Raw genomic sequence first — 10,325 nt, forward strand, 5'->3', positions numbered from 1 at the left:
CCTGCTCGCCTGACCCCGTCGCCCGGCCGCCGGGACCCACCCCACCCCCGATCGACAGGAGGCCGCGATGGCCACCGACTACACCCCCGAGCCCACGGGCGGCGGGCTCCGCGCGACCGTCCAGCGGTTCGGCGGCAAGCTGGCCGGGATGGTGATGCCCAACATCGGCGCGTTCATCGCGTGGGGCCTGATCACCGCGCTGTTCATCCCGACCGGCTGGCTGCCCAACGAGGAACTGGCCGAGCTCGTCGACCCGATGATCAAGATGCTGCTGCCGGTGCTGATCGGCTACACCGGCGGCCGGATGGTGCACGGGCAGCGCGGCGCCGTGGTCGGCGCCGTCGCCACCGTCGGCATCGCCGTCGGCGCGGACGTCCCGATGTTCCTCGGCGCGATGATCACCGGCCCGCTCACCGCGTACCTGCTGAAGCTGTTCGACGACCTGGTGCAGGACCGCGTCCGCACCGGGTTCGAGATGCTGGTGGACAACTTCTCCGCCGGGATCATCGCCGCCGCCATGGCCGTCGCCGGGCGCGCCGTGATCGGCCCGGTGATGAACACCGTGTCCGGATGGGCCGGGGACGCCGTCGGCTGGCTCGTCGACAACAACCTGCTGCCGCTGACGTCGCTGCTGGTCGAGCCCGCGAAGGTGCTGTTCCTCAACAACGCCGTCAACCACGGGGTGCTCACCCCGCTCGGCATCCAGCAGGCCGCCGCCACCGGCAAGTCCGTCCTGTTCATGATCGAGTCGAACCCCGGGCCGGGCATCGGCGTGCTGCTCGCGTACCTGTTCTTCGGCCCGAAGCGGCTGCGCCCGAGCGTCCCCGCCGCCGCCATCATCCAGTTCTTCGGCGGCATCCACGAGATCTACTTCCCGTACATCCTGATGAAGCCGCGCATGATCCTGGCGGCCGTCGCCGGGGGCATGACCGGCGTGGCGATCTTCACGGCGACCGGCGTCGGCCTCGTCGCGTCCCCGTCGCCGGGCAGCATCTTCGCCTACCTCGCGCAGACGCCGCGCGGCGTCGGCAACTGGTTCGGCGTGTACGGCGGCCTGCTCGCCTCCGCCGCCGTCTCCTTCGGGGTCGGCGCCGCGCTGCTCGGCTTCGGCCGCCTCGCCGACCCCGACGACTCCGGCGGGTCCGGCGACGACGACGCCACGAAGGACACCGAAGACACGAAGGACGCCGGGGACGCGGACGAGACCGCGGTGCCCGAGACCGCCCCGGCCGCGACCCCGGCCACGAATCCGGCCACGAACGACCGTCCCACCGAGGGGAGCCCACGATGAACGGCAAGGACGTCCGCAAGCTCGTGATCGCCTGCGACGCCGGGATGGGCAGCAGCGTCATGCTCGCCGGCCATCTCCGCAAGTCGCTGAAGAAGCAGAACGTGACGGTCGAGCACACGCCCGTCGACTCGATCCCCGGCGACGCCGACGTGGTCGTCTGCCACAGCGGGCTCGCCGCGCGGGCCCGCCGGGGCGCCGGCGACGCGCCGGTGATCCCGTTCGAGGTCTACCTCGGCGACCCGGCCGTCGACCGGCTCGTCAAGGCGATCAAGGACGGCGGTGAGGTCGGTGGCTGAACCGGCCGCCGGCCCGGCGCGGCTGCTGGACCCGGCCGCGATCCGGCTGGACGCGCGGGCCGCGGACCGCGACGAGGCCGTCCGGCTCTGCGGGCGGATGCTCGTGGACGCCGGTGCGGTCGAGCCCGGCTACGTCGACGCGATGCTCGAACGGGAACGCTCGATCTCCACCCATCTCGGGGAGGGCGTGGCGATCCCGCACGGGACGGCCGCGGGCCGCGATCTCGTCCACCGCGACGCCCTCGCCGTCGTCCGCTTCCCGGACGGCGTCGACTGGGACGGCCCGGCGGTCACCGTGTGCATCGCGATCGCCGCGCGCGGGGACGGCCACATCGGGATCCTCGCCGAGCTCGCCGAGGTGCTGCTCGACCCGGACCGGGCCCGCGCGCTCCGCGGGGCCGCGGCCCCCGAGGACGTCCTGCGCCTGCTGGACCCGGCGGGCGCGGGCGCAACGACCGAAGACGACCGACTCGAAGAACAGGAACAGACCGGATGAAGGTAGCCCGTTTCCACGCCCCCGGGGACATCCGCCTGGAGGACGCGCCCGAACCGGAACCCGGCCCGGGCGAGCTGAAGATCCGCGTGCGGAACTGCTCCGCCTGCGGGACGGACGTGAAGATCTCCAAGTTCGGGCACCACCACATCGTCCCGCCGCGGGTGATGGGGCACGAGATCGCCGGGGAGGTCGCCGCGGCCGGGCCCGGCGCGGACGGCTGGGCGGCGGGCGACCGCGTCCAGGTCATCGCCGCGATCCCGTGCGGGACGTGCGCCGAGTGCCGCCGCGGCCGCATGACGGTGTGCTCCGCGCAGGAGTCGATGGGCTACCACTACGACGGCGCGTTCGCCCAGTACATGATCGTCCCGGCGAAGGTGCTCGCGGTGGACGGCGTGCACCGGATCCCGGACGGCGTGTCGTTCGCCGAGGCGTCGGTGGCCGAGCCGCTCGCGTGCGTCCTCAACGGGCAGGAACTGGCGCGGGTCGGCGAGGGCGACGACGCGGTGGTGTTCGGGTCCGGCCCGGTGGGGTGCCTGCACGTGCGGGTGGCGCGGGCGCGCGGCGCGGCCCGGGTGTTCCTCGTCGAGGTCAACGCCGAACGGCTGGAGCGGGCGGCGGCGGTGGTCAAGCCGGACGCGGCGATCGACGCGGGCTCGTCCGACGCCGTCGCCGAGATCCTCGACCGGACGGGCGGGCGCGGCGCGGACGTCGCGATCACCGCGGCCGCGTCGGGTGCGGCGCAGGAGACGGCGCAGCGGCTGGTGGCGCCCGGCGGGCGGGTCAGCCTCTTCGGCGGGCTGCCGAAGGACGCGCCGGTCGTCTCCGTCGACGCGAACCGGGTGCACTACCGGGAGCTGAGCCTGGTCGGCGCGAACGGCTCCAGCCCCGCGCACAACGCCCGCGCGCTGGAGCTGATCGGTTCCGGTGCCGTCCCGGTCGACGACCTGATCACGCACCGGCTGCCCCTGGACGACCTGCACGAGGCCCTCGACCTGGTCACCCGGGGCGCCGCCATCAAGGTGACCATCGAACCCTGAACGGGAAGGAAGTACGGCGATGCCCGAACGGACCGTGGTCCTCGGCTCGGCGCAGGGCCTGCACGCCCGCCCGGCGAAGATCTTCGTGCAGGAGGCGGCGCGGCAGCCCGTCGCGGTGTTCATCCGGTTCGGGGACCGCGCCCCGGTCCCGGCCGGGGGGCTGCTGGGGGTGCTGTCGCTGGGCGCCGGGCCGGGCGCGCAGGTGACCCTGTCGGCGGACGGCGACGGCGCCGACGCCGTCCTGGACGAGCTGGCCGCGCTGCTGGCCCGCGACCTCGACGCGGAACCCGGCGCCCCGTCGGGCGCCGCTCCCTGACACGGCCGCCGGGCGGGCCGGGGACAATGGCGGGCATGTACGCCGAGGAACGACAGCAGGCGATCCTTGCCCTGGCCCGCTCGAAGGGACGGGTGGACGTCGTCGCGCTCGCCGAGGAGTTCTCGGTGACGACCGAGACGATCCGCCGCGACCTGACGGTGCTGGAGCGGGCCGGGACGATCCGGCGGGTGCACGGCGGCGCGATGCCGGTCGAACGGCTCGGCTTCGAACCCGAACTGGCCGCCCGGGACGCGGTGATGACCGAGGAGAAGCAGCGGATCGCGAAGGCCGCGCTGGCCGAGCTGCCCGCCGAGGGGTCGATCATCGTGGACGCGGGGACGACCACCGCCCGTTTCGTCCAGCTGCTGCCGGCCGACCGGGAGCTGACCGTGATCGTCAACTCGCCGCCGCACGCCGCCGTGCTCGCCGCCCGCCCGAACCTCACGGTGATCATCCTGGGCGGGCGGGTGCGCGGCCGGACCCTGGCCACGGTGGACGATTGGGTGCTGCGGCCCCTCGCGGACCTGTGGGTCGACGTGGCGTTCATGGCGACGAACGGCTGCTCGGTGGAGCGCGGCCTGACCACGTCCGATCAGGCGGAGGCCGCGGTGAAGCGGGCGATGCTCGCCTCGTCGCGGCGGCGGGTGCTGCTCACCGACCACACCAAGATCGGGCACGACCATCTGGTGCGCTTCGGGGACGTGTCCGACATGGACGTCCTGATCACCGACACCGGCCTGGACACCGACCTCGCCGCCGACCTCGCCGCGGCGGGCCCCGAAATCATCCGCGCCTGACCCTGCACCCGGCAGCCGCGTGCCCGGCCGTCTCGGGGACGGCCGGGCACGGGGGCGGAGCCTTCAGCTCTTCTCTACGCGCTCCACCTTCAGTTCCGATTCGGCGTGGCGGGCCCGCAGCGGCTTCTTGTCCCACTTCCCGACCGTGGTTTTGGGGATTTCGTCCATGAAGGTCCAGTTTTCCGGGACCTGCCAGCGGGCGACCTTGTCGCCGAGGAACGCCGCCAGCTCGGCGGCGGTCGCGGACGCGTCCGGACGCAGGACGACGCAGGCGAGCGGGCGCTCGTCCCAGCGGGCGTCCGGGATCCCGATGACGGCGGCCTCGGCGACCGCCGGGTGGGCCATCAGGTGGTTCTCCAGCTCGACGGAGGAGATCCACTCGCCGCCGGACTTGATGACGTCCTTGACCCGGTCGGTGATCTGGTAGAAGCCGCGCTCGTCGATCGTGCCGATGTCGCCGGTGCGCAGCCAGCCGTCGTGGAACTTCTCCGGCGCCGGGTCGCGGTGGTAGGCGCCGGTGATCCAGGGGCCGCGGACCTCGATCTCGCCGACGCTCTCGCCGTCCCAGGGCAGGTCCGCGCCGTCGGCGTCCACGATCCGCATCTCGACCCCGGCGGCGATGCGGCCCGACTTCATCCGCCAGTCGACGTCCTCGGCGGTGCCGGGCTCGACGCCGGGCGGCGGGAACGCCATGCCGCCGAGCGGGCTCGTCTCGGTCATCCCCCAGCCCTGGATGATCCGCAGGCCGTAGCGCTCCTCGAAGCGTTCCAGCAGGACGCGGGGCGCGGCGGCGCCGCCGGACGTGCCGGACCGCAGCGACGACAGGTCGAGTTCGCGCTGCTCGCCGTGCGCGAGGATCGCGTTCCAGATCGTCGGGACGGCGGAGGCGAGCGTGCTGCGCTCGGCCTCGACGAACGCCGTCAGGTGCTCGGCCTGCATGAACGGGCCGGGCATGTGCAGCGTCGCGCCGGACAGGAACGCCCCGTACGGCAGGCCCCACGCGTTGACGTGGAACATCGGGACGATCGCCAGCACCCGGTCGGCCTCGGTGATGCCGACGAGCGACGCCGACTGGACGGCCATCGCGTGCAGGAACGTGGACCGGTGCGAGTACACGACGCCCTTGGGGTCGCCGGTGGTGCCGCTGGTGTAGCACATGCACGCGGCGGCGCGCTCGTCCACGTCGGGCCACGCGAAGCCGGGCTCCTCGGCGGCGAGCAGGTCGTGGTAGCGCAGCACGGGCGCGCCGTTGCCGTTGCGTTCGAGCGCCGCCGCGTCGCCGTCGCCGACCACCACGAACGCCTCCACGGCGGGAAGTTCGTGCACGACGCGGGCGAGGAGGGGGACGAGGCTGTCGTCGACGATCACGACCTGGTCGTCGGCGTGGTTGATGATGTGCGAGAGCTGCTCGGGGAACAACCGGATGTTGAGCGTGTGCAGCACGGCGCCCATGGCGGGCACCGCGAAGTACGCCTCCAGGTGCTCCTGGTTGTTCCACTGGAACGTGGCGACGCGGTCGCCCGCGCGCACCCCCAGCCGGGTGAGGGCCGCCGCCAGCCGTTCGGCGTTCGCGGCGACCTCGGCGAAGGTGGCCCGCTTCGGCGTCCCGCCGCCGGTCCACGTCACGCACTCGCTGCGCCCGTAGACGCGCGCCCCGTGCCGCAGGATCGCGGCGACCGACAGGGGGAAGTCCTGCATCGTGCTCTGGATCATGACAATTCTCCGGGGGACGCACGGGCGCGGGGGGAAGCGCCGGCGAACGGTCGTTTTGTGTAGCGCCGGTCACATACCGACCGGTCGGTTCACCTTAGGTACGCGACCGCCGGGCCGTCAATGATCGGGCGTCGGGGCGGCTCGTCCCGTCCGGGTCCCGCGCCCGGACAGGGGCGGACGGAGGGCGTCGAGCACCCGCTGAGCAGACCATACCAACCGGTCGGTAGGCAAGGCCGGAGGCGCCGTCCCCGCCGAGACTGTGCCCGGCGACCAAAGCCCGCCCGGTTTTTCTGTGGCCGGTGATGTATCGCCGGGACCGGGCCGGGGCGTTTGATCAAGAGTCATGAAGATCGCCGCGCGGGCGGCGGCGGTCACCGCGGCACTGATGCTCGCGATGACCGCCGCCCACCCCCAGCCCGCCGGGGCGGCAGCGGACGAGACCCCGTCCGCGAGCACGACCGCCCCGCCCTCGACGTCCCCGCCTTCGACGCCCACGTCCCCGACGCCCGCCTCCGAAACGCACACCGCGACGCCGTCGGCCGCACCGTCGGCGGGCTCGCCCGCGCCGAGCCCGTCCGGCACGACCGAGCACACCATCGCCATGGGCGACTGGGACCGCCCCTACCTCCTGCACGTCCCGCCGGACCGGGCGGACGGCGAGCCGCTCCCGCTCATCGTCGCGCTGCACGGCGGCCTCAACGATCCGCAGTACGTCCGGGAGCAGAGCGGCCTCGACGCCGTCGCGGACGCCCAGGGCTACGCCGTCGCCTACCCGAAGGGCCTCCTCGGCACGTGGAACGCGGGGGCCTGCTGCTGGTTCGCGCGCTGGGCCGGCGTCGACGACGTCGCGTTCCTCGACCGGCTCATCGACACGCTCGTCGAGCAGGGCGTCGCGGACCGCCGCCGGGTGTTCCTCACCGGGTTCTCCAACGGCGGCGGGATGGCCTACCGGTACGCGTGCGAGCGCGCCGGACGGGTCGCCGGGGTCGCCGTCGTGTCGGGGGCGCTCGCCATCGGCTGCACCCCCGAACGGCCGATCTCGGTGCTGGCCTTCCACGGGACATGGGACCCGTCCGTCCCGTACTACGGCGGCGGCAACCTGGACGCCGACGTGAAGTTCCCGTTCCTGCCCGTGCGGCTCCTGATGGAGTTCTGGCGGTGGATCGGCGGCCTCACCGCGATGTCGTGGCCGCTGCCGGACGCCCCGGACGGCTGCGTCGGCACGGCCCCCGGCCCCGTCCGGGTCGCGCTGTGCACGATCCAGCGGGGCGGGCACAAATGGCCGTCGTTCGCGAGCGGGATGATCGCGTCGTTCTTCGACGCCCGGCCGTCCCTGCCCGCCGCCTGAACGGGCCGGGGCGGGCGGTCCCTCGCGCCGCGGACCGCCCGACCCGGCCCCCGGCCCGTCAGCCCGCCAGGGAGCGCGGGCGGATGTCCGTCCAGTTCTCCGTGACGTGCTCGACGCACTCGGGACGGGCGGCGGGGCCGAACGCGACCGTCCAGCCGCCCGGCACGTCGGCGAACGCGGGCCACAGCGAGTGCTGGCCCTCGTCGTTGACCAGGACGAGGAACGTGCCGTCCGGGTCGTCGAACGGGTTGGACATCAGACCTCCTGGGCGACGGGCGCGGAACGGCGGGCGATCGACCGGACGATGTCGCCGGTGCGCACCGCCGTCATGGACAGCAGGGACGACGCGATGCCGTGGCTGTGCTCGGTGGCGCCCTGCAGGTAGACGTTCCAGTCGCGGCCGGGCTCGGTGGCGACGCGGTAGTCGCGTTCCATCGCCAGGCGGCCGTCCGGGCCGGTCACGCAGAACCGGGCGGCCTCGCCGAGCAGCGCGAACGGGTCGCGTTCGCGGTAGCCGGTCGCGTAGACGACCGCGTCGGCTTCCAGGTCGGAGGTCTCCCCGGTCGGCAGGAACCCGACCCGCATCCGCACGGCGTCCGGGTCGTCGCGCACGTCCAGGACGCGCGAGACGTTGAGGATCCGCAGCCGCTGCACGCCCGCGACCTTCTCCGCGTACGCGCGGCGGTACAGCTCGTCGATGAGGTCGAGGTCCACGACGGAGTAGTTGGTGTTGCGGGAGTAGTCCATCAGCATCCGCTTCACCTCGTCCGGCGCCGCGTAGTAGTGCTCGACGGCCTCCGGGTCGAAGATGCGGTTGGCGAACGAGCTGTCGTCCGCGGGCGAGTACCCGTACCGGGCGAACACCGCGCACACCTCGGTGTTCGGGTACGTCCGGTGGATGTACTCGACGGCCTCGGCGGCGCTCTGCCCGGCGCCGACCACGACGACGCGGCGCGGGTCCCAGCCGGGCCGCTCCCCGAGCCGGGTCAGCAGGTCCTCGCTGTGCCAGATCCGCTCGCCTGCCCGTATCCCGTCGGGCAGGACGGGTTCGAGCCCGGCGCCGATGACGACGTTGCGCGCGAGGTGCGTCTCGAGCTCGTCGTCGCGCCGCACGACGACCGCGAGGGTCGCGTCGTCGTGCGGCTTCAGCGCGACGACTTCGGAGCGGTAGCGGACCCGGCCGGCGAACGCGGCCGCCGTCCATTCCAGGTAGTCGTGGAACTCCGCCCGGGTCGGGAACATCGTCTTGTGGTTGACGAAGTCGACCAGGCGGCCCTTGCCGTGCAGGTAGGACAGGAACGAGAAGCGGCTGGACGGGTTGCGCAGCGACACCAGGTCCTTCAGGAAGTGGACCTGCATGGTGGCGCCGTCGATCAGCATTCCCTTGTGCCAGCCGAACTCGGCCTGTCGTTCGAAGAACACGGCGTCCACGCCGGTCCGTGCTCCTCCTCCAGCGCCACTGCGAGCGCCAGGTTGGAGGGCCCGAACCCGACGCCCACGACGTCATGGACGAGGGTCTGCATACGCTCCTCCGGCATCAGGCGGACTCGGCCTTCGCGGCCGCTCCGGCGATCTTCGGGACGACGTTGTCGATGAGGTACGGGACGGCCAGCGGCGTCGGGGTCCGCAGCGTCCAGAACTCCTGCAGGTCGATCGGGACGTAGGAGCCGCGCTTGACGACGTCGAGGCTGGAGAACAGGTCGCTCTCCTCGAACTTCTTCTGCGTCGCGGGGTCGTCGTTGTAGTGGCTGACCAGGACGTGACGTCGAGGACGGCCAGCTTCTCCATGCTCAGCTCGGCGGCGAATCCCTCACCGGGCAGCTTCGCGAGCGGCTCGGGCACGTCATGCCGAACTGGTTCAGCAGCTTGACGCTGGTGTCGTCCTTGGACTTCATCACGGCGATGTTCCCGGACGGCATGACGCTGGTGAACGCGACGCCCTTGCCTTCGAGTTCGGGGTGCTCGGTCTTCACCGCGGCGATCTTCGCCTCGACGTCCGCGACGAGCTTCTCGCCGTCGGCCTTGCGGCCGACGGCCGTGGCGGCCTGCACGGTGATCTGCTGCCAGGTGTCCTCGGCGGGACCGGTCTGGTAGGCGACGGTCGGCGCGAGCTGGGAGAGCTTCTCGTACTCCTTGTCGATCCAGAAGTCGCCGCCCGCGAGGATCAGGTCGGGGCGCAGCGCCGCGATCTGCTCCAGGTTGAATCCGGCCTCGCCGGCCGTCAGCAGCTTCGGCTTCTCCCCCGTGAGCTTCGGCGTGGTCCACGGGGCGAAGCCGTCCTCCTGGACACCGGTCAGCTCCGTCATCCCCACGGGCGTGACGCCGAGGGCCAGGAGCGTGTCCTGGTCGACCTCGCCGAGGGTGACGATGCGCTCGGGCTCCGACTCGATGGTCGTCTTCCCGAGCTTGTGGGTGATCGTGACCGGGAAGGCTCCGCCGGCGGCGCCGGACGATTCCTGGGCGGGTTCGTCGTCGCCGCACGCGGCCGTCATGCTCAGGCCGAGGACGAGCGCGCCCGCGACGGCCAGCCGCCGCATCATGTTGCGCATAGGGGACCGGTGTCCTTCCACTTTCCTGGGGGTTTACCGTCGAAAGATCTTAGGTTAGGCAAACCTAACCACGCAATGGCCTGGCCGCTATGACCGCCCTCACTGCCCCGTGGCCAGTTCCGGACGGGCCAGCAGTGCGGCCACGCTCGGCGCCGCCATCAGCGTCGCGATCTTCACGGATTCGTGTCCGGTCTCCTTCCTGATCCGCCGTACGAGGCGCATGGCGAGCAGCGAATGCCGCCGAGGTCGAAGAAGTCGTCGTCCGGTCCCACCTGCGGGACGCCCAGCTCGTCGGCGAAGAGGCGGCACAGCGCGTCCCGCAGGTCCGCTCCCCCGCGCGCCGTCGGCCGCGCCGGGACGGGACGTCCGGGCGGGCCCCGGCCGGTCCGGTGGTGGCCTGGACGGCCGGGCCGGTGGCGGGCGCGGGCAGCGCGGCGACCCGGACGTCCGGGTCGGCGGCGACCGCTCCAGCACCGCGACGA

13 protein-coding genes are annotated in these 10,325 nt (G+C 72.8%); 7 read left to right on the forward strand and 6 right to left on the reverse strand.

What is annotated here, in order from left to right:
- Nucleotides 1–67 precede the first annotated feature (67 nt).
- From mtlA to BJF79_RS22005, 6 genes are read left to right on the forward strand one after another with little or no spacing between them, the layout of a single operon-like run.
- Nucleotides 68–1,291, forward strand: coding sequence for a PTS mannitol transporter subunit IICB (gene mtlA, locus BJF79_RS21980; protein ID WP_075900086.1), 1,224 nt, complete (start codon nucleotides 68–70; stop codon nucleotides 1,289–1,291).
- A complete protein-coding gene (locus BJF79_RS21985) occupies nucleotides 1,288–1,587 on the forward strand; it encodes a PTS lactose transporter subunit IIB (RefSeq protein WP_075900088.1) in 300 nt (99 codons plus the stop codon). The genes mtlA and BJF79_RS21985 overlap by 4 nt, the downstream gene beginning before the upstream one ends.
- Nucleotides 1,580–2,083 carry a PTS sugar transporter subunit IIA gene (locus BJF79_RS21990; protein ID WP_083733653.1) on the forward strand — a complete coding sequence of 168 codons (504 nt, stop codon included), beginning with the start codon at nucleotides 1,580–1,582 and terminating at the stop codon, nucleotides 2,081–2,083. Before BJF79_RS21985 ends, BJF79_RS21990 begins: the two co-directional genes overlap by 8 nt.
- Complete coding sequence (locus BJF79_RS21995) at nucleotides 2,080–3,120, forward strand: zinc-dependent dehydrogenase (protein ID WP_075900092.1); 1,041 nt, start codon at nucleotides 2,080–2,082, stop codon at nucleotides 3,118–3,120. The genes BJF79_RS21990 and BJF79_RS21995 overlap by 4 nt, the downstream gene beginning before the upstream one ends.
- A 19-nt stretch (nucleotides 3,121–3,139) precedes the next feature.
- Nucleotides 3,140–3,436: an HPr family phosphocarrier protein gene (locus BJF79_RS22000; RefSeq protein WP_075900094.1), complete on the forward strand. Its 297-nt coding sequence runs from the start codon at nucleotides 3,140–3,142 to the stop codon at nucleotides 3,434–3,436.
- Nucleotides 3,437–3,471: 35 nt separating this feature from the next.
- Nucleotides 3,472–4,233: a DeoR/GlpR family DNA-binding transcription regulator gene (locus BJF79_RS22005; RefSeq protein WP_075900096.1), complete on the forward strand. Its 762-nt coding sequence runs from the start codon at nucleotides 3,472–3,474 to the stop codon at nucleotides 4,231–4,233.
- Nucleotides 4,234–4,296: 63 nt separating this feature from the next.
- On the opposite strand, the gene BJF79_RS22010 is transcribed toward BJF79_RS22005, so the two are convergent.
- Entirely contained in the window at nucleotides 4,297–5,946 is a 1,650-nt protein-coding gene (locus tag BJF79_RS22010; RefSeq protein WP_262402393.1) for a long-chain fatty acid--CoA ligase, read from the reverse strand.
- A gap of 343 nt (nucleotides 5,947–6,289) precedes the next feature.
- On the opposite strand from BJF79_RS22010, the gene BJF79_RS22015 reads away from it, so the two are divergent.
- Nucleotides 6,290–7,294, forward strand: coding sequence for an alpha/beta hydrolase family esterase (locus BJF79_RS22015; RefSeq protein WP_075900099.1), 1,005 nt, complete (start codon nucleotides 6,290–6,292; stop codon nucleotides 7,292–7,294).
- A gap of 58 nt (nucleotides 7,295–7,352) precedes the next feature.
- On the opposite strand, the gene BJF79_RS22020 is transcribed toward BJF79_RS22015, so the two are convergent.
- From BJF79_RS22020 to BJF79_RS61055, 5 genes are all read right to left on the reverse strand, one after another.
- Entirely contained in the window at nucleotides 7,353–7,550 is a 198-nt protein-coding gene (locus BJF79_RS22020) for an MbtH family protein (protein ID WP_075900101.1), read from the reverse strand.
- Nucleotides 7,550–8,725, reverse strand: a complete 1,176-nt coding sequence (locus BJF79_RS22025) for a lysine N(6)-hydroxylase/L-ornithine N(5)-oxygenase family protein (protein ID WP_316043410.1) — start codon at nucleotides 8,723–8,725, stop codon at nucleotides 7,550–7,552. The genes BJF79_RS22020 and BJF79_RS22025 overlap by 1 nt, the downstream gene beginning before the upstream one ends.
- Nucleotides 8,668–8,832 carry a SidA/IucD/PvdA family monooxygenase gene (locus BJF79_RS65745; RefSeq protein WP_316043411.1) on the reverse strand — a complete coding sequence of 55 codons (165 nt, stop codon included), beginning with the start codon at nucleotides 8,830–8,832 and terminating at the stop codon, nucleotides 8,668–8,670. The genes BJF79_RS22025 and BJF79_RS65745 overlap by 58 nt, the downstream gene beginning before the upstream one ends.
- Nucleotides 8,833–9,084: 252 nt before the next feature.
- Nucleotides 9,085–9,843 carry an ABC transporter substrate-binding protein gene (locus tag BJF79_RS22035; protein WP_075900103.1) on the reverse strand — a complete coding sequence of 253 codons (759 nt, stop codon included), beginning with the start codon at nucleotides 9,841–9,843 and terminating at the stop codon, nucleotides 9,085–9,087.
- Between the two features lie 173 nt (nucleotides 9,844–10,016).
- A partial coding sequence (locus BJF79_RS61055; RefSeq protein ID WP_262402394.1) for a phosphopantetheine-binding protein occupies nucleotides 10,017–10,325 on the reverse strand: 309 nt, incomplete at its 5' end.

This window comes from Actinomadura sp. CNU-125 (genome assembly GCF_001942465.1).
Lineage (GTDB): Bacteria > Actinomycetota > Actinomycetes > Streptosporangiales > Streptosporangiaceae > Spirillospora.

What these genes read in the sequence shown, in the direction of transcription:
- mtlA (WP_075900086.1), top strand. Translation starts at nt 68, where the DNA reads ATGGCCACCGACTACACCCCCGAGCCCACGGGCGGCGGGCTCCGCGCG.
- BJF79_RS21985 (WP_075900088.1), top strand. Translation starts at nt 1,288, where the DNA reads ATGAACGGCAAGGACGTCCGCAAGCTCGTGATCGCCTGCGACGCCGGG.
- BJF79_RS21995 (WP_075900092.1), top strand. Translation starts at nt 2,080, where the DNA reads ATGAAGGTAGCCCGTTTCCACGCCCCCGGGGACATCCGCCTGGAGGAC.
- BJF79_RS22000 (WP_075900094.1), top strand. Translation starts at nt 3,140, where the DNA reads ATGCCCGAACGGACCGTGGTCCTCGGCTCGGCGCAGGGCCTGCACGCC.
- BJF79_RS22005 (WP_075900096.1), top strand. Translation starts at nt 3,472, where the DNA reads ATGTACGCCGAGGAACGACAGCAGGCGATCCTTGCCCTGGCCCGCTCG.
- BJF79_RS22010 (WP_262402393.1), bottom strand. Translation starts at nt 5,946, where the DNA reads ATGATCCAGAGCACGATGCAGGACTTCCCCCTGTCGGTCGCCGCGATC.
- BJF79_RS22015 (WP_075900099.1), top strand. Translation starts at nt 6,290, where the DNA reads ATGAAGATCGCCGCGCGGGCGGCGGCGGTCACCGCGGCACTGATGCTC.
- BJF79_RS22020 (WP_075900101.1), bottom strand. Translation starts at nt 7,550, where the DNA reads ATGTCCAACCCGTTCGACGACCCGGACGGCACGTTCCTCGTCCTGGTC.
- BJF79_RS65745 (WP_316043411.1), bottom strand. Translation starts at nt 8,832, where the DNA reads ATGCCGGAGGAGCGTATGCAGACCCTCGTCCATGACGTCGTGGGCGTC.
- BJF79_RS22035 (WP_075900103.1), bottom strand. Translation starts at nt 9,843, where the DNA reads ATGCGCAACATGATGCGGCGGCTGGCCGTCGCGGGCGCGCTCGTCCTC.